Origin of the sequence: Spirosoma oryzicola (assembly GCF_021233055.1) — a bacterium.
Taxonomy (GTDB): Bacteria; Bacteroidota; Bacteroidia; order Cytophagales; family Spirosomataceae; genus Spirosoma; species Spirosoma oryzicola.
The window spans coordinates 4,551,681-4,576,194 of sequence record NZ_CP089538.1; the positions used below are offsets into that span (position 1 = coordinate 4,551,681).

A 24,514-nucleotide genomic window follows, 5' to 3' on the forward strand; every position below is an offset into this window, starting at 1 on the left:
TTCAGATTGTATAAGAATAGCCCGCTTACAAAAGACACGATTACTATCAAGCCCGGTCGTACAACCAAACCCGTAACAACGAAATTAGCTGATCGATATCGACTGGTTTGGTAATATAGTCAGAAGCGCCCGCCTGAATGCATCGTTCCCGATCACCGGTCATTGCTTTGGCCGTAACCGCGATAATAGGCAACGATTTCCACTGATAATTCTCGCGAATTTTTTTAGCCGTTTCATAACCGTCCATCTGCGGCATCATCATATCCAGCAACACCAGATCAATGGCTGGATTTTCTTCTAATTTTTGCAGCGCTTCTTTTCCATCCAATGCCGTGACAACGTTCATTTTATAATTCTCCAATGCCTTCGACAAGGAGAAGATATTTCTGACATCGTCGTCCGCTACAAGTACCGTCTTATTCGTCAACACCTGGCTTAGTGCGCCTAGTTTTTTTCGATCCGACAAGGCACTGGGTGCTTTCCTATTTTCATCGACCAGATGAAGAAAAAGCGAAACTTCATCCAGCATTCGCTGATACGAATGAGCCGTTTTAACAATAATTGAATCCGCGTATTTTTTGATCTTCAACTCCTCGGCCATCGACAGGCTTTTTCCCGTGTAGATGATAATCGGCAGGTTTTCCAGGCCCGGATTTTTCTTGGCTTCCTCTAGTGTATCGTACGCTTTTTTATCCGGAATACCCATGTCCAGAATGACACAGTTGATTTCTTCCTGTTTGAGCGCTTGTATGCCTTCTGTTATATCACTTTTTAGTTCAGAATTGATGTTGAACGACTCCAGAAAATACGCTAAGGCCTTGGCATGTTTCGGGTTGTCTTCCACGATCAGTACTTTTTTAGAGGTACTATTCAGCACGTATTCTATTTTACTGAACACCTCCTGCATTTGCTCAAAAGCCATCGGCTTGTCCATGAAGTCGACAGCGCCTTTCAAAATACTTTCTTTTTTGAGCTTGTGCGACGACATAATATGCACCGGAATATGTCGGGTTTTCGGGTCCGCTTTTAACGCATCCATTACCTGCCAGCCACTCATGACCGGCAATTGAATGTCCAGCAGGATACCAAGCGGTTTGTAGACACCGGCGAGTTTAAGCCCTTCATCACCCCGTACGGCCACAATGCCTTTATACCCTTTCTTGCGCGAATAATCCAGCAGCGACTTGGCAAAGCCGGTATCATCCTCAACGATCAAGATTATTTTATCGTTTTCTGTAATCGTATCCCGATCATCAGGAATCGACGGCGGAATAACGGTACTGAGGTATTTACCCAATTCAGCTTTAACCGGTTCGGGTTCTTTTACTTCCGGGGCAGGTGCGGGTGTCGGCTCAGGCCGTCGGCTTACGTAATTAGTATCGGTTTGGGTAGCTGCCTGCGTATTGGCTATCGGCAAGTGAATGGTGAACGTACTTCCTTCATTTACCTTACTGGTCAATGTAATTTCGCCACCGAGCAACTTAGCCAGCTCCCGGCTGATAGAGAGTCCTAAGCCGGTTCCACCGTACTTGCGCTTCGTCGATCCATCAGCCTGCTGAAATGCTTCGAAGATGAGCTGTTGCTTTTCGGGTGGAATGCCAATGCCGGTATCCGCAACAGCAAACTGTAAGCCGGAGTCGGTTGATTCGGACCGTTTTACCGTCAACGTTACGTTACCGGAAGACGTAAATTTGAGTGCATTGGAAATCAGATTTTTTAGAATCTGTCCTACCCGCATTTTGTCCGTTTCGATAACCGCTGGCAAGCCTGGCGCTATGTCTACGTTAAATTCAAGTTTTTTCTCATTAGCCAATGGACCAAACAGAGCCTGCAATTCGTCCGTTATTTCCTGAATTGGTACACTCATGTACTCTAACTTCATCTGACCGGCCTCAATCTTGGACAGATCGAGAATTTCGTCGATCAGGCCAAGCAATCCGTTTCCAGACGACTGAATGACTTTGGCGTATTCGACCTGATCGTCGGTCAGGTTCTCTTCGTTATTTTCCGACAGTAATCGGCTAAGCAGCAAGATTGAGTTCAGGGGTGTCCGGAGTTCGTGCGACATGTTGGCCAGGAACTCTGATTTGTACCGGGTACTTATTTCCAGCTCTTCGGCCTTTTTCTGAATCTCCTCGTTTTTCTCTTCGAGCAGGAAGCTACGTTCCTCGAGTTCGGCATTGGTCTGTTGCAGTTCCTCCTGCTGTACGCGCAATTCCTCTTCGGAAGCCTGGAGCTTCAATGCCTGGGCTTCCAGTTCAGCATTCACATTTTCAAGCTCGTTATGCTGCGCCTGTAATTCTTCCGACTGAGCCTGTGTTTCTTCGAGGAAATTTTGCAGCTTCACATAGTCCAGTGCCGAATTAATCCCGATTGCCAGCGCATCCAGGTTAGACTCCAAGAAAGCAATTTCCATCGGGCTGGGCTTGCGTAGAAGCCCGATTTCTAACGCGCCCAGGCATACGTCCGCATAAACTAAGGGAGCGATTATGACCGAAGCAGGTAGTGCGTTACCCAAAGAAGAGTTGACGGCCAAGTACGACTCAGGCAGGTCCTCAATGATGATGGTTTTTTTAGCTTTAATCGCCTGACCAACCAACCCCTCTCCCGATACGATTGTTGTCGGTGCATGGCTGGCGGCATAACTACCTATCAGCTTAAAATTCGAATCGTTATCAATAATATACACTGTACCTAAAGGTGCCTGTAGGTACCCATTGATCGTCTCAATCAGGTTATCGGCCAGCTTTTTCAGATCACGCTCCCCCCGAATGGCCTCCGTTAGTGTCAGCGTTCCCGTTTGCAACCAGTTTTTGTTTTCCAGTTCCGTAAAGGTACTTTCTAGCGCCGATGACATGGTGTTGAGCGCCTTTCCGATCCGTCCTAAATCATCGTCACGCGTATCTTCACTCCTCACGGAATAATTACCCTCCGCGATATCGCCGGTAATGTCCTCCATCACACCGATTCGCCGGTTTGTTTCTTTAAATTCTGCTTCTGCTCTCAGCTGATTGGCGATCCGGTCGTCAAGGTCTTTTTTGATGCGCAGGTACGTACTGATGGTAATCATCACTGAAATGGCAGCGGCCAACAACAACAGAAAAGGCGTGTACGTGATGTATATCTGCTGCTGCTCAATACGGGTGTTCAAGATCGCGCTCTCTTCTTTCTTTATGCGATTGACGGTTGTTCTGAGCCCATCCATTATCTTCTTACCCCGGACCATTTCGGCGTAGCGCGCAGTAGTATCGCGACTAAAGCCTTTATAGCGCCGTGTGAGATTGATGATGCGCTGCATCTGTTCGAATTTGGCTTCGTACAGCGTTTTTAACTCGGCCAGATTTTTCTGCTGGGTCGTATTCTCTGCGGTAAGCGACTTTACAGTATTATAACTGTTGGTGACTTTATCATACGCTCCATTGTAAGGTTGGAGGAAAAGTGGATCAAGCGTTAGCAAGTACCCACGCTGTCCTGTTTCAGCGTCTTTCACATGGGAGATGACGTTCTCCGACTCGATTAATACCTGATTGGTGTGGTTGACTAATTGGGAATTAGTAATAAGCTTCTGAATGCTGTAATACGAAGCAACAAGACTGACAATCAACAGAATCGTTGATATGGAAAAGACAATCTGCAACTGTCGTATCACCGAGTTTGACGTCGAGTAGTGCGGCATGTTTACTTGGAAAGAAATGCGTTAATAGGTAGCGACTGGCTCATTGACTTGCTGAACGGGCAGAACAAGGATAAATCGAGTTCCTTCATCCAGTCGGCTCTGGGCGGAAATAACACCGTTGTGTTTGTCAATATTCTTTTTGGCAATGGCTAGTCCGATACCGGTACCTTCGTAGCTGGTTCGGTTGTTCAATCGTTGGAAGATTACAAAGATCCGATCCAGGAATTTTTCGTCGAATCCGATCCCATTGTCACTGACGATAATGCGGCAGAACTGCCCATCGGCACTGGGTTCACTGTTCACGTCTTTACCACCAATGAGTTCGGCGCTAATGGTAATGACGGGCGCAACATCTTTTTTAGAGAACTTGAGCGCATTGCTGATCAGATTCTGGAAGACTTGCCTGATCCGTCCCGGTACCGTATCAATTATGGGCAATGAATCGATTGAAACAACCGCGCCCTTTTTGCTAATCGTGTCCTTAAAGTCAACCAAAATCTCGGTAAGCAATGTATTGAGGTTCGTTGGCTTGAACACCGCCGGTTTGGCTAATTGCGAGTATGCCAATAGATCATCAATAAGCTTCGACAAGCGAGCGGATGACTTAATGGACCGATCAAGATAAGAAATGGCTTCCGGGTTTTCTTTTAAGTACCGATCCTTAATGAGGTCGTTCAGGAGTTGTATTTTCCGTAACGGCTCTTTCAGATCATGGGATACCACCCAGGTAAATTGCTGAAGCTCGTGGTTGGTTGTTTCCAGCTCTGTATTTTTAAACAGCAATTCTTTCGTTCGGGTCGACACCTGCTCTTCAAGCAGCTCCGTAGTCATCTTTTGCGGGTGAATGTCCGTGAAGGTACCCACCCATCGAACCGTTACGTCTTGCTGTTTTATGGGGATAATCCGCAGCAGATGGTATCGATACTCACCCGTAGCAAGCTTTTTCAAACGCACTTCACGCGTAAACTCAATTCCTCTCCCGAAATAGGTTGGCCACTCTCGACACACATCTTCGTCATCATGGTGAACAGCGGGAAAAGCCATTGGGTCCATTGAGTAATCGAACCAGTACTCATTCGAGTATTCGATTCGTCCGTCCGTGTCGACCGTAAACGCCATTTGCGGCAACGAAGCCAGCACCAACCGCAACTCTTCTACGCGTCCGGCCAGTTCTTCCTGCGCCCGCTTTCGTACCTCAATCTCATTACGGAGAGAGTCCTGCGTTGCTCGTAGTTCCTGCTGCTGTTCGTAAAGCCTTTGAAGCGTTTTGACCTTCAACACCAAAATGTCGGGATCAACAGGTTTTGTCAGGTAATCTATTCCGCCGGATGTATAGCCTTTTGTAATAAACTTTTTCTCAGTGTTGACAGCCGACAGAAAAATAATGGATGTGTCCTTCGACTTACTAAACCCACTTATTGCGTTAGCGACTTCAAAGCCGTCCATCCCAGGCATTTGTACGTCCAGAATGATGACAGAGTAGTTCGTTTTGAGTATCTTTTTTAAGGCTTCTTCACCTGAATCTGCAATGTCAACAGAAAACTTATGAAGCTCTAAGATCTTTTTAAGCGGAAGGATGTTTTCTGGTCTATCATCAACAATAAGAACCATCTTTGTGATAACTGTTTGTAACGTTGTATAAGCCGCAATTTGCGGTTTTTTTGTTAGAGTAAGCGGATTTCTTCAGGATGAGTCGTTGTGAACGCTCAGAAACGCCCCCCTACCAAATAGTATGTGAAGATAACGCTGTTAGACAAGTGCCACCAAATCAATCGTGTTCATAACAATCAAAAAACGGTGTTACTTCTTGTATGGCCCGGCTGAATAGTCGATATGGCTTGGCCAGTTACTTACTCACTTTCTCTTTTGTCATGCGTGCATGGATCATGCCAGCAACTTCCCCTGTTCACCTTCGCAATTAGTTCTATTTTTTCTATTGATAGTTCAAACTATTGTTCATTTTTACGTTTCTTAGAAAAGACTATTCATGAATCATGATCCAGACGAAACTGATTCCGCGTACTTCTGAGGCATTTGAGCCGCCAATGCTTATAAAAAACATATTAGCGGAGTCGCTTAAGTACGAGCCACATCGTGAAATTGTTTATCGGGATTTATTCCGGATGAATTATATCGAATTCAACAAACGGGTGCGCCGGTTGGCTAATGTTTTGACCGGACTCGGTGTTAAACCGGGCGATACGGTTGCGGTGTTAGACTGGGACAGCCATTGGTATCTCGAATGCTTTTTCGGTGTAACGAGCATTGGTGCTATTCTCCATACGGTCAATGTCCGCTTATCCCCCGCGCAAATCCTGTACACCATGAATCATGCGCAGGATAATATTGTGCTAATTCACGAAGATTTTCTGCCGATCCTTAATGCCATAAAAGACCAATTAACAACCGTCGAAACCTTTGTCCTTATAAGCGATAAAGTATATACCGACCTGAATGCTGTTGGTCAGGTGCCTGCGGGCTTTGTGGGTGAGTACGAAGCCATGCTCCGTGATGCTCCCGATCAGTTTGATTTTCCTGATTTTGACGAAAACACGTGGGCCACTACGTTCTACACGACGGGCACCACGGGCAATCCTAAAGGCGTTTATTTTTCGCACCGGCAGTTGTTCATGCACACAATGAGTCTGCTGACTTATTTGATCGGCTACGAAGCCCTCCCGTTCAAATCGCGAACGGATGTGTACATGCCTATTACGCCCATGTTTCACGTTCATGCCTGGGGCTTTCCGTTTCTAGCTACGATCATGGCGGCAAAACAAGTTTATCCAGGCCGTTACGAACCTGAAATGCTCCTGAAGTTGCTCGTTACCGAAGGCGTCACACTGTCGCATTGCGTTCCTACCATTCTGAATATGCTCGTCAGCAGCCCCGCTGCGCAGAAATTTCGTGACCAGCTGAGCCGCTGGAGCGTGTTGATTGGTGGTTCTGCATTGACAAAAGGACTTGCCAAAGCCGCTATGGATCTGGGCATCAACATAACGTCAGGCTATGGCATGTCTGAAACGGCACCCATCTTATCAGTTGTGTATTTAAACGATAGTGAGCGGACGCTACCGCTTGACGAACAGATTGATTTGCGTACGCGCGCGGGTCGCATTGCGCCTTTTGTGGAAGCTAGACTTATGGACGATACGGGACAGTTTATCGCTCATGATGGCCAATCGCTTGGCGAGATTGTCGTGCGAACGCCCTGGACAACACAAGGGTATTACAACGATGATGAACGAGGAGCCGAACTCTGGCGTAACGGCTGGCTGCATACCGGCGATGTTGCCAGCATAACGCCTGACCACTGGGTCGTCATCGCTGACCGAACCAAAGACGTGATCAAAACGGGTGGTGAATGGGTTTCTTCCCTGGATATGGAAGACGTTTTATCGCAGGTCGAGGGTGTAGCAGAATCCGCTGTTGTCGGCTTGCCCGACGAACGCTGGGGAGAACGTCCTTATGCGCTTATTGTTCAGAAACCGGGCTATGACTTAACAGCAGAAGGCATCAAAGCACGTTTGCAGTCTCAAATTGAACGGGGCGAGTTACATAAATGGTATATGCCCGACCGGATCTTGTTTGTTCCGGAAATTCCGAAGACCAGTGTTGGCAAGATTGACAAAAAACGCATCCGTGCTGAACTGAAAGAGCAAATATTTCCCTAAACAATTGCCCACTGACAACATATAGAACCCGTAGCGGTTTATTTTTCACAGCCAACGATCCACAACGCATCAGGCTCCTCACTAATGACCCGCATAGGCTTACTTTCAGATACCCATAGCTTTTTAGACCCGCAAATCTTCACTCATTTTGATCAGTGCGATGAAGTATGGCATGCAGGAGATATCGGCTCATTGTCCATTGTAGAGCAATTACGTGCTTTTCGGCCACTTCGTATTGTCTGCGGAAACATCGATCGTGAAAGCAACGATCTACCCGCTCATCAACGATTTCACCTGGAAGGTCTTGATATTTGGATGACCCACATTGGAGGAACACCACCAAAGTACAACCCGATAACCCGGCCCAATCTGCAGTTAAACCCTCCGGATCTATTTGTGTGTGGACACTCCCATATTTTGAAAGTCGTACGTGACGCGAAAATGCACGATCTACTTTTTATGAATCCAGGCGCAGCTGGTAAAACGGGTTTTCATCAAATGCGGACAGCTTTACGATTTACGCTTGATGATGGGCGCATTGCCGATATGCAAGCGATTGAGCTTGGAAAAAAATAAGGTGTTTTGGCATAAAACAAGAAGGCCCGCATTCTCAAATGCGGGCCTTCTTGTTTACTTATTCTATCTTACAAAGGAAGCGATTCCGGTTCGGTCTCAGCAGGTTTTGCTTCTTTACCGATTTCTTCTTTCACTTCTTCTGCAACACCTTTGTTCTTATAGGCTTGGTAGACCGTTTCACGCTCGAATGGACGTTTACCGATTAACCGAACTAGGTCATTTTGATAAAGAATCTCTTTCTCGAGTAATTCTTTAGCAATGACTTCTAACTCTTGACGCTTATCGGTTAGCATGTCCTTAGTGCGTGTGTAAGCGATATCAACAATCTTACGAACTTCCTCGTCAATATGCTTCGCTGTTTCTTCCGAATAAGGCTTGTTGAAGGCATAGTCTGATTGCTTGGAGTCGTAGAACGATACGTTACCGATTTTGTCGTTCATACCGTACATCGTCACCATGCTGTAAGCAAGCTTGGTAATACGCTCCAGATCACTCAGCGCACCCGTCGAAACCTTACCGAAGATGATATCTTCTGCGGCCCGTCCGCCTAACGCCATGCACATCTCATCCATGAGTTGCTCAGTACGGTACAAGTACTGCTCACGCGGCAGGTATTGCGCATAACCAAGCGCGGCTACGCCACGTGGTACGATCGTTACTTTTACAAGTGGGTCGGCATGCTCGAGGAACCAGCCTGCTACAGCATGCCCAGCTTCGTGATAAGCAACAATTTCCTTTTCCTCGGGCGAAATCAGTTTGTTTTTCTTTTCCAGACCACCAATAACACGATCCATCGCATCTTGGAAATCTTTCATGTCCACTGCCTCTTTGTCACTCCGGGCAGCAATCAGAGCCGCTTCGTTACACACGTTGGCAATCTCAGCTCCGGCAAAACCAGGTGTCTGCGCAGCTAATTCTTTCGGATCAACATCTGCTGCCAGTTTTATTGGCTTCAAGTGTACGCGGAAGATCGCTTCACGACCAACGATATCTGGCTTATCAATGCTAATCTGACGGTCAAAACGGCCAGGACGTTGCAAAGCGGAGTCAAGTACGTCAGGACGGTTCGTTGCGGCCAGGATAATAATACCTGAATCCGTAGCAAAACCATCCATCTCAACGAGCAGCGAGTTCAGCGTGTTCTCGCGCTCGTCATTGGCACCAGGCATGGAACCACGGCCCCGCGAGCGACCAACTGCGTCAATCTCATCGATAAAGATGATACAAGGCGCTTTCTCTTTAGCCTGCTTGAACAAGTCACGAACGCGGGCAGCACCCACACCGACGAACATTTCAACGAAGTCAGAACCCGATAGCGAGAAGAATGGAACACCAGCTTCACCGGCAACGGCTTTCGCCAGCAAGGTTTTACCCGTACCCGGAGGGCCAATCAACAGCGCACCTTTAGGAATTTTAGCACCAAGCTTCGTAAACTTAGTAGGATTCTTAAGGTAGTCGACTATTTCTTTGATCTCTTCTTTCGCTTCGTCCAGACCAGCTACATCGTTGAACGTGATCTTTACTTTGTTATCAGCGTCAAACAGGGCGGCTTTCGATTTACCAATGTTGAAGATCTGACCACCAGGCCCTCCTGCTCCAGACATACGGCCCAGTAAGAAATACATAGCCAAGATCATGACAATCAGGAAGCCCCAGGTACTGATGATACTGCCAAAGTCGCTCCGCGTCTCGAACTTATAGTCGATCTTTTCATTGTCAGGTACACCCTGCTGCAATTGGTCCAGATCTTTTTTGAACGATTCGCCAGAAGCAACCTGAAACTGAAAATGAGGCCCGTGACTCGTACCAAAGTAGGGTTTATCAGCAAACATGTTCCGATATTTCGGACTCTGAGCTGCCTGCTGCGTGAGCGTTACTTCGGCAATCTTATCGTTAACGACGATAACATCGGCTACCTCACGTTCCTTCACCATACGCTCGAAACGCTTTTGCGAAATATCGTGTGTCGAAGAGCTTTTGTTGAAGAACGTGATGCCCAGAATAGCTGCGATTAACAGCGCAACAATCCACCCCTGAAAGTTAGGCTTTCTTGGACCACCACGGGGTACTAATGGATTTCTATTATTGTTTTCTGACATTTCCTCAGGTTGTACATAACGGATTTTAACAGTAACACCGTTTAGAAGACGAATGTTTCTATAACGGAACGGTTCGGACAGACGGTTTGTCCGTCCGATAAGCGGTTAATTAAGACCTTCTTCTAGCTTGCTACCGACAGCATACTTTCGTCAATATGCTGAATTTCGGCGTCGCCCCAGAGTTGTTCGAGATCGTAAAACGACCGGCGGTCTTTTTTAAATACGTGGGCAACCACATCCACGTAATCCAGCAAAATCCATTCCCGGTTTAATTTACCTTCCTTATGCCAGGGGTCCTGGTGGCTAGCTTTATAAACTTCTTCTTCTATCGAAGTCGAGATGGCGTCAATCTGCGTGTCGGAGTTACCCGAACAAAGTACAAAGTAGTCGCAAATGGCATTTTTAACATTCCGCAGGTCCATTACGACAATATCCTGCGCTTTCTTTTCGAGCATGCCGCGTACGACAAAATCACGGATCTGCTCGGGCGAAAATTCATTGCTTTTGTTAATTCTCATGCTTTCGGTTTAACATTGCACGATAAGTCAACCAGCGGGTACTTCATCAAATGGACTGTATACTATCCAGAGCACCATTCATCGACTTCCTACTACTAAACTATACAATATTTTGTACAAAATCTATCCCAAAACTCTTTTTGTCGGGCAAATAATTAAATACCTGCCAAGCTGTCAGTCTACTAACGATGAAGCGTCTATTTTGATTGCCCAGCAAGACCCAGCAGAGGGTATTCTTGTCGTAACTGACCAGCAAACGGCGGGTCGCGGTCAACGTGGTAACGTATGGGAGGCAAAGTCGGCACAAAACCTGACATTTTCGCTGATTCTTAAACCATCCTTTCTGATGCCTACCGAGCAGTTCTGGCTTAACATGGCTATTTCGCTCGGTATTTATGATACACTAAAACCACTTATTGGTAACTCACTCCGCATCAAGTGGCCCAATGATATATACGTAGATGATCAAAAGCTCGGTGGTATATTGATTGAGAACATTTTGCACGGTCAGGGCATTGCCTGGTCAATTATCGGTATCGGGCTAAACGTCAACCAAACAGAATTTAGTTACCCAACGGCCACCTCGTTGCAGCAACAGGCTCCTTTGCCTGACAACTACGATTTGCCTGGACTGCTCCGTTCACTTTGCGAAAAGATTGAACAGCGCTACCTCCAATTACGGTCGGGCCAACGGGATACGATAAAGGTAGACTACCTGCAAACACTTTTTCGCTATCAGGAAGAGCATCTATTCGAAAGTAACGGAATCCGGTTTCGGGGAACAATCATCGGCATCGACGCCGTTGGCCGCTTAGCAATTTCAGAAGGTGGCTTGATTCGTTACTTTGCGTTCAAAGAAGTAGCCTTTGTCAATCCGTGATAAAGCGAAAGCGCGAACCAATGACTGTCTGAGCGTTTACCCACACGGCCATCGATTCGCGCGCTCATCTTTCTTACTTTTATTTCGCAATAGCTTCTTCTACGGGGTTGCCAATGCAGCCGTTGGGTTCAAGAAGACTCAGCAGGGCCGTAATGGTAGGCGCAATGTCGTGAATGTGCGTTCGGCGTAGCGTCTGTCCGGGGCGTACACCCCAGCCGTACATTAGAAACGGTACGTGTGTATCGTAGGCGTAGGTTGTACCGTGCGTTGTACCCCTGTTTCGCCCCTCCAACCAGCCCGGTGGCTGCATCACGTAGAAATCACCACTGCGGTTAGGATGGTACACATTCCGGAACAAATTCTCCTGAAGTAGTGGCAACGCTTCCGCCCCAAGATTATGCAGGTTAACGACGTTAACAATAGCCCGTTGTTTCAAAAGAGCGCTTCTTAGCAACTCGTAAACGTCCTGAATAGCAATTTTCTTCTCGATCAGCAACGCATGGTTTAGGTACACCTGCTGGTTGATGTACGAAAGCATCCACTGACCCGGACCGTAGGCTTTTTCAAGCGTCGCTTTTACGATATCGCCAATTTCGCCGTAGCCTTTGAAACCTGATGGAATCCGGTACTGCTGCAAAAAACCCGGTGCGTCAACGACCCCATGATCGGCGGAGAGAAATGCCAGCCACTGCCCTTTTCCAACGGTGGCGTCAAGTTGCGCAAAAATGTCCGCCAACTGACGGTCAAGCCGGATGTAATTGTCCTCCGTTTCGATAGCATGGGTACCAAATGCGTGACCAATATAATCGGGCGACGAAAAGCTCAGGCAAAGCATGTCAGTTACTTTGTGCTGACCAAGTTGCTCCCCTTTGATCGCAGCAAGCGCAAACTCTTTGGTGATCTGGTCACCGAACGGGCTCGTTCTCAACGGTTCGTACTTACTACCGCCGGCCTGAATCGCGTTAAACGAGTGCGGGAAAATAGATTTGGTTTCACCCGCCAGAATCGACTCGTACGGCTCGTCGTCAACGGTACTTTCGGTATACTGATCCATCGGTAGAACAGGCTCCCATTTCTGACCGAGGAATTGTTCGGGTAGTTTACGCGCGTTGAAATCCTGAACCCACTTGGGCAGGTCTTTCTGATAAAACGTACTGCTGATAAAATTACCGTCTTTCGAATCGAACCAGTAAGCGGCATCGGCGGCATGACCAGCGGGCAAGATAGCGCCCCGGTCTTTCAACGCAATACCAACTACTTTCGCCTGACCGTCGGTAGCGAGTTTAAGCTGGTCGCCAATAGTTGTCACAAGCAAATTGCGGGGCGACATTTTACCAGCGTTTCCGGTGTTACCAACCGTGCTGACCGTTGTGTCTTCGGCGCAGTACATCAACCGGCCAACGTTCCGCTCGTAAAAATCATTACCGACAATGCCGTTCAACGCCGGAGCCGAACCGGTATAGATAGCCGCGTGTCCGGGTCCCGTGTAAGTAGCCGCGTAATGGTAGTGATTATTCCGAGCGTTGAACCCGCCATCCATCATGCGCCGAAAGCCACCCGTACCGAATTTAGTGTAGTACCGATACAGGTAATCGTAGCGCATCTGGTCAACTACAATACCGACAACGAGTTTTGGCCGGGCCAACGCCCGAGGATCTACTCGCTGCTGAGCGCCAGCTGGTACTGATGCAGTTGTTTTTCTGGTTTGTGCAAAGCTGGTTGCTGCCAGTAGACCTAGTAATAAAAGAGGAGAATATAGGCGCATGGAGCCGTTCGAATTTAATTAGGGTCACTTTGCGCAAAGGTACAAACATTCCATTGAGCAGACCAACTAAGCCAAACGTTGCCACAAAGGCGATTTTGACTGGTCGGGATCGCTTGCTTACCAAAACAATAGAATTTCCAACATTCAGTAAGGGATTCGGTTGAGCCTACAGCGGCTAATTTGACCGTATCAACGTTTATGATTCAGATCACCAACCCAGCTACGTTCTGGCTGACGGGACTGTTGTTTTTCATCGCCATTTTCGGGCGGTACGTACTTTTTTCGCTGCTTTTCTGGTGGTTATTCAACGTGTCCATGAAAGACCAGTTTGCGCACCGGGCTGTACAGACACGACCGCGCAAACCGGGTCAGGACTGGCGCGAAATTGGCTGGTCGGTATTGACATCGCTTATTTTTACCGCTATTGCCCTGGCTGTTATTGTCGCTTATCAGAAAGGCTACACGCAGATCTACACCGCTGCCCAAACGTATCCGCTGTGGTGGTATCCGATCAGTATTCTATCCGTGCTGTTTATTCACGAAACATACTACTACTGGCTTCACCGATGGATGCACAAACCGGGTGTTTATCGGTGGGTACACAAGACGCATCACGACAGTATCACAACTTCGCCCTGGACGGCCTTTTCGTTTCACCCACTCGAAAGCACGCTACAGGCTATTGTCATTCCGGCACTGACCTTTGTATTGCCGCTGCATATTTCAGCCGTTGGGATTATACTGATGATCATGACGTTTTCAAGCGCCGTCAATCACCTGAATACCGAGATTTATCCCCGCGATTTTGATCATCACTGGCTGGGGCGATGGCTCATCGGTGCTACTCACCATGGGCTGCATCATGCGCAGTTTCGATTCAACTACGGGCTTTACTTCACGTTCTGGGATAAATGGATGAAAACAGAAAGCCCTGATTTCCACCGCTTGTTTAAAGAAAAAACGAAGTCGGCACTGGGGGTTGAGGACAAGAAAGGTTAAACGCTATTTGCTGCGCTCGATGGTGTACTGTACCAACTGGTGCAACGACCGGCGGTAAACCGACTCAGGAAAAGAATCAAGCAATACCTGCGCTTCGGCAACGTAACGGTTCATGGCTTCCGTAGCATACTCAATGCCACCTGAATTCTTGACAAATTCAATGACCTCATTTACTTTTTTAGGATTCTCGCTGTCGTTCTTGACAATGTTGATAATCCGGCGCTTTTCCAGAAAACGAGCTTGGTTGAGGGCGTAAATAAGCGGCAACGTCATCTTTTTCTCTTTGATGTCAATGCCAAGCGGTTTACCTACTTCCGCAGTACCGTAATCAAAAAGGTCGTCTTTTATCTGGAACGCAATACCCACTTTTTCGCCAAAGGTGCGGGCTTTTTCGATCGTCTCTGAATCGGTACCAGTAGAGCGCGCCCCTACAGCGCAACAGGCTGCGATCAGCGACGCCGTTTTCTGACGGATAATTTCGTAGTAAATGTCTTCGGTAATGTCCAACCGCCGGGCTTTGTACAACTGAAGCAGTTCGCCCTCGCTGATTTCACGTACTGCTGTCGATACGATCTGAAGCAATTCAAAGTCACCATTGTCGACAGACAGGAGTAGCCCACGCGATAACAGATAATCCCCGACCAGCACCGCCACTTTGTTTTTCCAGAGCGCATTCACCGAGAAAAAGCCCCGTCGGTAGTTTGAGTCATCGACCACATCGTCGTGAACCAGCGTAGCCGTGTGCAGTAGCTCGATAAGCGATGCCCCCCGATACGTCGACTCGGTGATTTGCCCACACACACCGGCCATCAGAAAGACGAACATGGGACGGAGTTGTTTGCCCTTTCGCTTCACGATGTAACTCATGATCTGATCGAGCAGCATAACGTCGCTTTTCATTTGACCCCGGAATTTCTGCTCAAACAACTCCATTTCGGCAGCAATCGGGGCTTGTATGTCAGCGACAGTAAGAGGCATATTGGAAGTAGTGATCAACAGTCGTTTTACGAACGGTTCGTGTTAAGTCAACAATGAAGAAGCGCAGAATGTGCCATCGACGACTACTGAACAACCATCAAATCGAGACTATCGATTAAATTTTCGGCAAGTATAGCAAGGAAAGTGCAGACGCCGAAAAAGCCGGTCATAAAAGCCGCACCCCTTCCGACCATTTTATAATCTGTTTTCTTTTGTTTATAGCGTAAAAACTGTCAACTTTCCGCCCATCTACCTGAACCAAATGCGGCTTCCATGATTAACAATCCGGTCCCACCAACTCCTCATCCTACAGCAGTTACGTCCGAACCTAACGTTACCAGAGCCCTTGTTTTAGGCGGAGGCTCACTGAAAGGGGCTTTCCAGGCCGGGGCCGTGATGGCTCTTTTCGAATCAGGCTTTGTCCCCGATCAGCTGTACGGGATTTCAGTGGGTAGTCTTAATGCTACCTTTATTGCCAATGAGGCCGCCCGCCAGCACGCAGAAACGGGAACGATAAACTGGGAGAAAGTAGGCAAATACCTGATTGAATTCTGGATTCGAAACATAACCAAGCCCGACGATGTGGCCGTCATTCGGTCGCGGTTTCGGTTGGGTTACAACACGCTTATCCGCCGGTTCGATGGCTTGCTCGATAACTCGCCCATCAAAAACCTGATCCGTAACCATGTAGACATGGAGGCTATCAAAAATGGCCCCGTGAAGATTAAGGTCGGAGCCGTGGACATTATCGAAGGCGATATGCGCTACGCCGACGCGCAGGACCCAAACTTTCTGGATTATGTCTACGCGAGTAGCTCACTACCTTTTCTCATGCCTGCGGTGCAAATTGGGGGTGACCACCGACGAGCCTTTCTGGACGGTGGCCTGCGCGAAGTAGCTCCGCTTCGTGTAGCTATCGAAGATGGCGCGACAGACATTGCCTGCGCAGCCTGCCACGCCCGAAAGATTTACAACGAGAAATTCAATTACCGGAATATATTGAATCTGATGGACCGGGTAAAGGACATTACGGTCAATCAGTTGGTTAATAACGATATCGCTTGGGCTGAACGTTACGCGGAACGAGAGCACCTTCACGGTCGTAATCTCAATCTAACGATTATTCGCCCTACGGAACCACTTTTCTTCAACCTAATGAAATTCACTTCCGACGATATTGGTCGAATGATTGTTTCAGGTTATCAGGCTGGGACCGATGTACTAAAACCAAAGAACAGCCAATAGCGTGGTAACGAGAACGTTTCGCTAGAACAAGGGAGCTACCTCTTTGGGACGATCAGTTGTAATAATGTCCCCTCCTTGCCGGAATAGTTCGCGGTATCCAGCAGTAGCCTCTTCTAACGGTTTCTCGTCCAGTTGATTCGCTCCGTACGTACCGACAGAGCAGAGCATACCAAGTTTATGCAACCGCTTATAGAACGTAGCGGGTTGTAGTTTCTGCGGAGTCAACGCAATTAATCGGCCTGTTGCGGGTAGCTTTTCTTTCTCAAACCGGTCCAGATCAGCCATGCTGTTAACGCCCACCGCCAGCCAAAGTAATGGGAAACGGTCCCGCATCCGTTGCGCTTCAGCAACCGAGTAGCAAATCACAAAAACCGAATACTCCGCCCGATGCTTCAGTACTTTGTCCATGACTTTAATAGGGTCAGTCCCCGGCTTTACATCGAGCGCCAGCACATACCGATTCTTATTCCAGTCCAAAACCTCATCGAAGGTTGGCATCCGTTGCTGGGTTCGTTTCCCGGATAAATCATTCAGAAAGATCTTTTTCAGATCAGGAAGCGACCACTCAGCTACCGGTCCCGTTGCGTTCGACTCCCGATCTAAAGTAGGATCGTGCAGCAGCACGTAATTGCTGTCGCGGGTGATTCGCACATCCATCTCCAGGATAGCATTGGGTAACACACTGGCGGTTTGGTTGAACGTTAGAATCGAATTTTCCGTATCCGACGCGCCCGGCCCACCCCGGTGTGCCAGTATAAATGGCGATTTCCGATCAGAGCGGTATTGCAGAAAATCATCAATCGTTTTACTGTCTTTAAATCGGTCAACGGCTTGTGCGACGGATTCGCTCGAAACAAGGCCAAGCAGTCCGAAGCAGTAACACACAATACCTAAAAAACGCGCTTTACGTCTCTTTTTCATGTTTAAGAGGGTGCTTGAAAATTTGTTGCTGTACGGTCTATATCATTCCGAAGGAATAATAAAAAAACATTTATACTTTCAGTGGAGTCGGTTTCTCAAAACCGACACTTTGCAGTAATCTGTGTCGGTTTTGAGAAACCGACTCCACTGAAAAAATAGAAACAATCCACTAGTGTCTATTTTGCTGCATAAGGCCCATGCACAGCTTTAATGCGAAGCGACTCGTCCCGATCATCCAGAATAAACACGCGGTATGCTTTGCCTCCAGGATCAACGCGGACACATACATGACCTGACGTACTAGTTAGTCGATCCGCCAGATTGCCAAGGGCGACTTTGGTCTCGTCAAGCAGATTCGTTACGAAGACATCGCGCGGACCAGCGTAGGTTTGTTTCGAGTAGAGACGTTCGAGAACGTCTCTTCCGGGATGCGATGCGGCCCAGGCTGGGATGACAAGCACCCTTGGTTTCAGACGAGCCAGCAAAGTCCCGTTTTCCGAATCGGCATACCCATGATGATCCAGCACCTGAACGTCTATGGAATCAACGACTTGTGCAACTGGCGTTTCGACATCGTGCCATTGGGGTTCACCAAATTGCAACACGCCCGTTAGATCACCACCGGCAAAGTACTTAAAATCGCCATAGCGGACGGTTAATGCGAGACTACACATGTTTTCGTTGGGATACTGAGCAGGCGCTATTGTCTTCAAATCAGGAAATAGCTCGCGCGTTATTGTATCCTTACCACTCCAGATTTTACCATTAGCCGCCACATTTATGATTTCAAACAGCTTCCAGTACCGCTTCGGCTTTTTCAGCAAGGTAATTTGATCGTTTCGTCCCGGTTTGAATCGCTCTACCGTCAGGCCTTTTTTCTTAACCTGGGCGCGAAGGAACTGTCGATAGTTGATAACCATCGAATCGCTGGCTAGTGAACGGGGATAGTCATAGTCTGGCCAACCCCGGTCTAACATTGTTCGGATCGGAACAAATTCGGCAACTTCGGTAATGCCCGTCAGTATATAGCCTTCCGCCGATTTACTAGCCCTGTGAGCCGGCGAACCCATATGATCATCGTGAAAATGCGTGATGACGGCGTAGTCAATCGCTGGATTATGTTGCGGACGGAGGACGTTTCTGATGTACCGCGCGATCCATTCCCCTGCATGCCGGTCGCCGTTCGGTTTGATGGGCAAATTACGGGGCTTGTTTGTCCGCCAGTCGATTGGATTAACCGAACCGGCATCAATCAAGAGCGTCGTGCCATCAGGTAAGATAGCGAACGTCACGTTTCCCCGCCCAGTGTTGATATGGTGTATGTCCAGATAACCCTGTCTCCAGACAGGTAGCGATTGGCCTATTTGCTGAGCCGTAGCGGTGCAAAACGGCCAGCTGGCTAACAGTATGATGAGCAGACGATAACCAAGCATATACCGATTTGGTCAGGTTCTACAGCTAAAAACAAAAATCCCCCGCATCAGTACGATAACGGGGGATTTTCTAATCACTTGAAATCGACTAGAAGAGGTAACGAACGCCAAGCTGAGCCTGCCAAACGTTATCAATCGTAATATTTTTAACAAATGAATCTCTCAGCAGAATCGTTCTGGTCGTGCCGTTCTCAACGATCGACTGCGTTCCCATGCGGTAGGTTGGCACACCAGCTGCGCTAACACTTGCCAGCGACAATGGGCTCGATGACGTGTTCTGCCAGCCTACACCCCACTTGTTGTTCAGCAGGTTACCAATGTTCAGGATGTCGGCCCGGAATTGGATGGTATGACGCGTGCCTTTAGAACCAGTACGTACGTAGAACTCCTGGATTGCCGTGAAGTCGAAGCGAGTCAACCAGGGCGCATAACCACCGTTCCGCTCAGCGTATTGACCACGACGGCTTTTCAGGTAATCGTTACCGTTGATGTATGCTTCAAAAGCAGCCTGTTGCTGTTCGGGAGAGTACGTTACTGCCGACGAACCAGATCCTACGGTCAGTGCCGAGAAATTCAATTCAGACGCGCTTCTTGGTACGTAGATCAGGTCATTGCTTGTCTGACCATCACTGTTCAAATCACCACCCACTACGTAAGACGCTTTGTAACCACTGGTCGATTGCATACCCAGCGTAAAGGTTGTCGAGCCACCGAACTTACCACCGTAGTTTAAGCGGTAGTTTGCGTAGCCGATGATCCGATGACGCAGGTCATTGTCGCCATACGACATGGTTAGGTAGTTCTGTCCTTGTACAGTTGGTGTGTTACCAACAACCGTGCTACCTACCAGTTGCAAGTCTCTCGCTTGGCCGTAGGTGTACGCCAGCATTCCGCCCAAACCATTCACAGCCGGTTTTTCAAGCTTACCCGTGAACGTGTACGAGTTACCTACGTTTGTGTTCTTCAGAACGAACGCGTTCGTATTATACGGATAGTTGATATAACGAGCCGTGTTGATTGCATTGGTACCCGTTACGCCCGAGGCTGGGAAAAGATTACGGGTATCAGGACCACTTAACTGACGGGTTGGCGTAGCTAAGTTAGCGTCAATGTAACGAAGCGCCTGGATTGTCTTGTTGTAGATCACTTCAACCGTTCCGATCAGTCCCCAAGGCAACCGTTGGTCAACCGCCAGGTTTGTTTTCCAAACCATTGGGTATTTCAACTCTGGATCGGTTGCGTTAACGGCATAACCCGTCAAGCTACGAACATCTGTAGTAACCGCAGGCAGTATACCAGCGGGCAGTTTGCTAGGATCAGTGGCGAATGGAACGTTCGAGTTTGGCAAGTTATAAACACCTGTATTTACGCCATTGTTACCGAGCTGGTTCGAGACCAATACTTCAGGAATACGCGATACGAAGATACCGCTACCACCACGAAGCTGGGTTCTTTTATCGCCTTTGACATCCCAGTTGAAACCAACGCGGGGCGAAACAAGCAGACGAGCTTTCGGGAAAGCACCGGTGTTCAGTTTATATTTCTGGTTGTTTTCATCCTTGTAGTCTTGCTCTGCTACCCGTGGGTTGTTGAAATCTTTAGCCGTTGAGTTATCATAAGCAAAGATATCGGCCCGTAAACCGGCAATCACTTTGAACGCAGGGTTAACCTGGAACTCATCCTGTACATAGGCACTGTAGGTGCTCCGGTGCAGCGTTTGCAGCGGCTCACCACTCACCAGCGAGTAACGCAGGTTGTACTGTCTTACCGTTACGGGAGAAGTCGTTGCCGTAGGATTGGTGATTGAAGCCAATGCTGCGGTCTTGAAATCAGCAATCGAATTATACACGTACACACCATTCGACGCAGGGAAGAATACGTTGTTCGAGGTGTATTTCTCGTAAGACAGACCAAACGTCAGCGTGTGTTTACCAGCGAAATAGCTAAAGTTATCCGTAATGTTCAAGGTCGAATAATTCAGCTTATTGTTTGGCGTGAACGGGTCAAAACCAATCGATGTGTAGGTGGTGTTATCTTTCAGAATGTCGATCGTTGGAAAGATATCGGTCCGATAGGTTCTGTCTTCGATTTGCTTGTTGTACGTAGCAACCAGTTTGTTAGCAAACTTACCACCGAAGGTCGAGTTCAGTTCTACAGCAATCGAGCGGGTGTTATCGGCAATTTTGTAGCCCGTATTCTGCGGAGAAAGCGCTAGGTTACCCGAGTAAGCACCGGTAGAATAGCCAGTACGGTTACCAAATCCGGCAGTGCCACTACTATTACTGTTGCTGATCGACTGATCAGACTCCGAGTTATGGTGCGAATAACGAACAGCCAGTTTATGGTTATCGTTAATGTTCCAGTCAAGACGAAGGAGTCCTTTTATGCTCTTGACATCGTTGTTATAGTTATCAATAGCGCCCAGATCTCGGTTGAAGTTCGTCTTCATGAACTGGCTAAGATCGTTTAGATCCGCTGCTGTTACCCGTGAGACGTTTCCTGTGGTGCCTGCTCCACGATCGGCTACCCAATCCAATGCTGGCTGGCTGCTGTTGTACTGCTCTACGTTCGCGAAGAAGAACAGTTTATTCTTGATGATCGGACCACCAATCCGGAAGCCTTTCGTCTTTTGGTCAATCGTAACTGGCGGAAGATCTCTACCGTCTGCTTTATTACCTGCTAGGCTGTTGTTACGGAACAGGTAATAAACCGACCCCGAAAAATCATTCGTTCCAGAGCGCGTTACGGCGTTGATACCCGCACCCGAGAAACCGGTCTGACGAACGTCGTAAGGCGCTACGTTTAGCTGAATTTCGTCTAAAGCGTCAAGCGAAACGGCTGTTGTACCCGTCCGTCCACCGGCAATAGCGGATGATCCCAGACCAAAACCGTTGTTGAAAACAGCACCATCAATAGTGATGTTGTTGAAACGGGGGTCCTGACCACCGAATGACTGCCCATTTCCGTAGGCGTTGTACTTCGTAATGTCGTTAATCGTACGACCTAGCGTTGGAATCGTGTTAATGGTTTGGCGACCATACGACGCGGCAGCTCCCGTCCGCTCCGAGCTAAAAATATCGCTCCGAGTACCTGACACAACAATCTCCTGCAACTGTGAACTAGCATCGGACAGGTTGAAATTAACGTCAGCAGCCGTACCGAGGCTAGTGAATACGCCGTCTTTTACCTGATCCTTGAAACCAACGAACGTAGTCGTAATTCTGAAAGGACCACCTACCCGAACACCAGGAAGTGTGTATCGGCCTGAAGCATTCGTTGTTGTACCATACCGGCTACCCGACGGTTCGTGGATAGCGACAACTGTAGCACCCGGCAGTGGAGCGCCTTTATCGTCATTGACCTGCCCATTAATAACTGCGGTCGTAACCTGCGCTAATGCCGCGCTCCCACCGAGTACGGACAGTAGCATACTGCTGACAAGCACAAAGGCTGCCTTAAAATGCAGTAATCGTTTTGACATAGAAGTGATAGATTTGGTTTGTAGCTTTGAGCAACTCATCAAGTTAGATAGGTCTTCCTATTTAAAGACAAAGATGCTACCAATTTTTCGGTTATTAAAGTATGACTTCTTAAAAAAGTACCACTATTTCCTAAGCCTATGGTTAATTTCTATAAATAGCCATATTTGAGATCATTTATATTCTATTATACTATATTAACTAATTGTTAAGCGCACCTTTTCGTTGGATTTGTAAGTAAACAAAATTAGTTGAAAGCTTACAAGCCAATAATCGATAATTTGTCACTTAGTTTTGTCCTATTATGGTACCATCCGAAACTCCATCCGTCAAACTCACCCAATATAGTCATGGCGCAGGCTGCGGCTGTAAAATAGCACCCAAGATACTGGACCGTATCCTGCACAATCGTACGACGAGTCCATCCGATAAGAGCGGAGACTCAGCAACTGGCCAGCCGCACTACGCCAACCTGCTTGTCGGCAACGACTCCCGCGACGACGCTGCGGTACTGGATATGGGCAACGGAGAAGCCGTCATCAGCACGACCGATTTTTTTATGCCAATCGTCGACGATGCGTTCGACTTTGGCCGCATTGCGTCGGCAAACGCGATCAGTGATGTCTACGCAATGGGTGGCGAACCCATCATGGCTATTGCGATTCTGGGGTGGCCGCTGGACAAGCTGTCGCCCGAAGTGGCGGGGCAGGTTCTCGAAGGTTCCCGCGCTATCTGTCTCGAAGCCGGTATTCCTCTTGCGGGTGGTCACAGCATCGATTCACCCGAGCCTATTTTTGGACTGGCCGTAACGGGTCGGGTCCGAATCGATCATTTAAAACAAAACAACACGGCGACCAAAGGGTGCAGGCTATACCTTACCAAACCGCTTGGGGTCGGCATTCTGACAACAGCGCAGAAAAAAGGCATTCTAAAACCTGAACACGCTCACCTGGCCCCCACGCAAATGGCAAAACTAAACAGCTTCGGGGCCGTTCTGGGTAAATTACCTTATGTCAAAGCCTTGACGGACGTAACCGGTTTTGGTTTGCTTGGACACCTCACCGAAATGGCCGAAGGCTCCGGGCTTAGCGCAGTCATTACGTTCGATGCTGTACCTACGCTGCCGTTTGTTGACGAATACCTAAGTCAAAAAAGCTTTCCCGGCGGCACTACCCGAAATTGGGACAGTTACGGCCACAAAATTTCGGAACTGACGGAGATGCAACGCTACATCTTGGCCGACCCCCAAACATCGGGTGGTTTGCTTATCGCCGTTGACCCGAACAGCACGATTGAGTTCGAGCGCGTGGCTAGCGAGAACGGTTTTTTCCTTCAATCATTCGGCGAATTAGTCGAGCAGCGGGAGAAAGTTGTTTATGTTCAATAATTTTGACGCTTCGAGTTGGAGGCAGGCCGACGAAACTTTTTTCGGATTTCGGCCTTTCTGACTATAGGTCCAATTGATTAACTAATGAAATTATTCTTCCGTCAGGCGGGCGATACGGGTCCGGCTATTGTCATCTTACACGGCGTTTTCGGCTCATCGGATAACTGGTTAACCATCAGCAAAGCCATTGCAGCTAGAGGTTACCGCGTTTTTGCGCTCGACCAACGCAATCACGGTCAGTCGCCCCGTGCTGAAGAGCATGACTACCAGACAATGGCTTCTGACTTGCGTGATTTTCTGATTGACCAACAGCTGGATAACCCTATTCTGGTCGGTCATTCGATGGGTGGAAAAGCCGTCATGCAATACGCGATGACCTATCCCGGCACCTTTCAGAAACTCGTTGTCGTTGACATAGCACCTAAGTTTTACCCGGTTCACCACGCTGAATTAATACGCGGTTTAAACGCAATTGATCTAGCTAGTCTGACCAGTCGCAATCAGGCCGACGCGATTCTGAGCCAGTACGAACCAATTCCGACGGTACGCCAGTTTCTGCTGAAAAATCTGTATCGTAACGAGCAGGGGCAGTTTGCCTGGCGATTGAACCTCCCCGTTATCGAGCGCGAGCTGCATGGTATCGGCGAAGAATTGACAAACCCTCAAGTTGTTATCACGCCAACGTTGTTCATGCGGGGCAGCGAATCACCGTACATTTTAGACGAAGATATTCCGACGATCAAACGCATTTTTCCGAACGTGCAAATCGTCGATATTCAGGGCGCTGGCCATTGGGTACAAGCCGAGAAGCCAGTAGAATTTGTGGATGTGTTGCTGCGGTTTGTTGAACATGGGTCGTAGTTTGTTTCTAGTATATACCCTCG

16 protein-coding genes are annotated in these 24,514 nt (G+C 48.2%); 7 read left to right on the forward strand and 9 right to left on the reverse strand.

Annotated features, from left to right (window positions below; genetic code table 11):
- Nucleotides 1–46: 46 nt before the first annotated feature.
- A complete protein-coding gene (locus LQ777_RS19320; protein ID WP_232559579.1) occupies nt 47–3,676 on the reverse strand; it encodes a response regulator in 3,630 nt (1,209 codons plus the stop codon).
- A 21-nt stretch (nt 3,677–3,697) separates the two neighbouring features.
- Nucleotides 3,698–5,287, reverse strand: coding sequence for a hybrid sensor histidine kinase/response regulator (locus LQ777_RS19325; RefSeq protein ID WP_232559580.1), 1,590 nt, complete (start codon nt 5,285–5,287; stop codon nt 3,698–3,700).
- Nucleotides 5,288–5,670: 383 nt separating this feature from the next.
- Here LQ777_RS19325 and LQ777_RS19330 point away from each other — a divergent pair, with 383 nt between their 5' ends.
- Nucleotides 5,671–7,350 carry a fatty acid--CoA ligase gene (locus LQ777_RS19330; protein ID WP_232559581.1) on the forward strand — a complete coding sequence of 560 codons (1,680 nt, stop codon included), beginning with the start codon at nt 5,671–5,673 and terminating at the stop codon, nt 7,348–7,350.
- An 84-nt stretch (nt 7,351–7,434) separates the two neighbouring features.
- Entirely contained in the window at nt 7,435–7,926 is a 492-nt protein-coding gene (locus tag LQ777_RS19335; protein WP_232559582.1) for a metallophosphoesterase family protein, read from the forward strand.
- Between the two features lie 68 nt (nt 7,927–7,994).
- Here the strand turns inward: LQ777_RS19335 and ftsH are convergent, their stop codons facing one another.
- The gene (gene ftsH, locus LQ777_RS19340; RefSeq protein WP_232559583.1) at nt 7,995–10,025 is read right to left on the reverse strand and encodes an ATP-dependent zinc metalloprotease FtsH; all 2,031 of its coding nucleotides are present in this window, start codon (nt 10,023–10,025) and stop codon (nt 7,995–7,997) included.
- A 122-nt stretch (nt 10,026–10,147) separates the two neighbouring features.
- On the reverse strand, nt 10,148–10,543 hold the full coding sequence (gene rsfS, locus LQ777_RS19345) for a ribosome silencing factor (protein ID WP_232559584.1): 396 nt from the start codon (nt 10,541–10,543) through the stop codon (nt 10,148–10,150).
- A gap of 112 nt (nt 10,544–10,655) precedes the next feature.
- Here rsfS and LQ777_RS19350 point away from each other — a divergent pair, with 112 nt between their 5' ends.
- Nucleotides 10,656–11,423, forward strand: a complete 768-nt coding sequence (locus LQ777_RS19350) for a biotin--[acetyl-CoA-carboxylase] ligase (RefSeq protein ID WP_232559585.1) — start codon at nt 10,656–10,658, stop codon at nt 11,421–11,423.
- Nucleotides 11,424–11,502: 79 nt separating this feature from the next.
- Here the strand turns inward: LQ777_RS19350 and pafA are convergent, their stop codons facing one another.
- On the reverse strand, nt 11,503–13,188 hold the full coding sequence (gene pafA / locus LQ777_RS19355) for an alkaline phosphatase PafA (protein ID WP_232559586.1): 1,686 nt from the start codon (nt 13,186–13,188) through the stop codon (nt 11,503–11,505).
- Between the two features lie 198 nt (nt 13,189–13,386).
- Between pafA and LQ777_RS19360 the strand changes: the two genes are divergently transcribed.
- Entirely contained in the window at nt 13,387–14,187 is an 801-nt protein-coding gene (locus tag LQ777_RS19360) for a sterol desaturase family protein (RefSeq protein ID WP_232559587.1), read from the forward strand.
- Between the two features lie 3 nt (nt 14,188–14,190).
- Here the strand turns inward: LQ777_RS19360 and LQ777_RS19365 are convergent, their stop codons facing one another.
- Nucleotides 14,191–15,165 (reverse strand): polyprenyl synthetase family protein, encoded by a 975-nt coding sequence (locus tag LQ777_RS19365; RefSeq protein ID WP_232559588.1) that lies wholly within the window; start codon nt 15,163–15,165, stop codon nt 14,191–14,193.
- Nucleotides 15,166–15,438: 273 nt separating this feature from the next.
- Between LQ777_RS19365 and LQ777_RS19370 the strand changes: the two genes are divergently transcribed.
- Entirely contained in the window at nt 15,439–16,410 is a 972-nt protein-coding gene (locus tag LQ777_RS19370; protein ID WP_232559589.1) for a patatin-like phospholipase family protein, read from the forward strand.
- Nucleotides 16,411–16,431: 21 nt separating this feature from the next.
- Here LQ777_RS19370 and LQ777_RS19375 read toward each other — a convergent pair whose 3' ends face one another.
- The 3 genes from LQ777_RS19375 to LQ777_RS19385 all read right to left on the reverse strand — a co-directional run bounded on the left by LQ777_RS19375 (nt 16,432) and on the right by LQ777_RS19385 (nt 22,245).
- Nucleotides 16,432–17,331, reverse strand: coding sequence for a glycerophosphodiester phosphodiesterase family protein (locus tag LQ777_RS19375; RefSeq protein ID WP_232559590.1), 900 nt, complete (start codon nt 17,329–17,331; stop codon nt 16,432–16,434).
- A 176-nt stretch (nt 17,332–17,507) separates the two neighbouring features.
- Nucleotides 17,508–18,764 carry a ComEC/Rec2 family competence protein gene (locus LQ777_RS19380; protein WP_232559591.1) on the reverse strand — a complete coding sequence of 419 codons (1,257 nt, stop codon included), beginning with the start codon at nt 18,762–18,764 and terminating at the stop codon, nt 17,508–17,510.
- 88 nt (nt 18,765–18,852) lie between these two features.
- A complete protein-coding gene (locus LQ777_RS19385) occupies nt 18,853–22,245 on the reverse strand; it encodes a TonB-dependent receptor (RefSeq protein WP_232559592.1) in 3,393 nt (1,130 codons plus the stop codon).
- 302 nt (nt 22,246–22,547) lie between these two features.
- Between LQ777_RS19385 and selD the strand changes: the two genes are divergently transcribed.
- Both selD and LQ777_RS19395 read left to right on the forward strand, forming a co-directional pair.
- Nucleotides 22,548–23,630 (forward strand): selenide, water dikinase SelD, encoded by a 1,083-nt coding sequence (gene selD / locus LQ777_RS19390; RefSeq protein ID WP_232559593.1) that lies wholly within the window; start codon nt 22,548–22,550, stop codon nt 23,628–23,630.
- A gap of 84 nt (nt 23,631–23,714) precedes the next feature.
- Nucleotides 23,715–24,491 carry an alpha/beta fold hydrolase gene (locus tag LQ777_RS19395; protein ID WP_232559594.1) on the forward strand — a complete coding sequence of 259 codons (777 nt, stop codon included), beginning with the start codon at nt 23,715–23,717 and terminating at the stop codon, nt 24,489–24,491.
- The last annotated feature ends 23 nt before the right edge of the window (nt 24,492–24,514 follow it).

Bases quoted from the DNA above. Each gene is read 5' to 3' on its own strand.
- LQ777_RS19320 (WP_232559579.1), bottom strand. From the start codon at position 3,676: ATGCCGCACTACTCGACGTCAAACTCGGTGATACGACAGTTGCAGATT.
- LQ777_RS19325 (WP_232559580.1), bottom strand. From the start codon at position 5,287: ATGGTTCTTATTGTTGATGATAGACCAGAAAACATCCTTCCGCTTAAA.
- LQ777_RS19330 (WP_232559581.1), top strand. From the start codon at position 5,671: ATGATCCAGACGAAACTGATTCCGCGTACTTCTGAGGCATTTGAGCCG.
- LQ777_RS19335 (WP_232559582.1), top strand. From the start codon at position 7,435: ATGACCCGCATAGGCTTACTTTCAGATACCCATAGCTTTTTAGACCCG.
- ftsH (WP_232559583.1), bottom strand. From the start codon at position 10,025: ATGTCAGAAAACAATAATAGAAATCCATTAGTACCCCGTGGTGGTCCA.
- rsfS (WP_232559584.1), bottom strand. From the start codon at position 10,543: ATGAGAATTAACAAAAGCAATGAATTTTCGCCCGAGCAGATCCGTGAT.
- pafA (WP_232559586.1), bottom strand. From the start codon at position 13,188: ATGCGCCTATATTCTCCTCTTTTATTACTAGGTCTACTGGCAGCAACC.
- LQ777_RS19360 (WP_232559587.1), top strand. From the start codon at position 13,387: ATGATTCAGATCACCAACCCAGCTACGTTCTGGCTGACGGGACTGTTG.
- LQ777_RS19365 (WP_232559588.1), bottom strand. From the start codon at position 15,165: ATGCCTCTTACTGTCGCTGACATACAAGCCCCGATTGCTGCCGAAATG.
- LQ777_RS19370 (WP_232559589.1), top strand. From the start codon at position 15,439: ATGATTAACAATCCGGTCCCACCAACTCCTCATCCTACAGCAGTTACG.
- LQ777_RS19375 (WP_232559590.1), bottom strand. From the start codon at position 17,331: ATGAAAAAGAGACGTAAAGCGCGTTTTTTAGGTATTGTGTGTTACTGC.
- LQ777_RS19380 (WP_232559591.1), bottom strand. From the start codon at position 18,764: ATGCTTGGTTATCGTCTGCTCATCATACTGTTAGCCAGCTGGCCGTTT.
- LQ777_RS19385 (WP_232559592.1), bottom strand. From the start codon at position 22,245: ATGTCAAAACGATTACTGCATTTTAAGGCAGCCTTTGTGCTTGTCAGC.
- selD (WP_232559593.1), top strand. From the start codon at position 22,548: ATGGTACCATCCGAAACTCCATCCGTCAAACTCACCCAATATAGTCAT.
- LQ777_RS19395 (WP_232559594.1), top strand. From the start codon at position 23,715: ATGAAATTATTCTTCCGTCAGGCGGGCGATACGGGTCCGGCTATTGTC.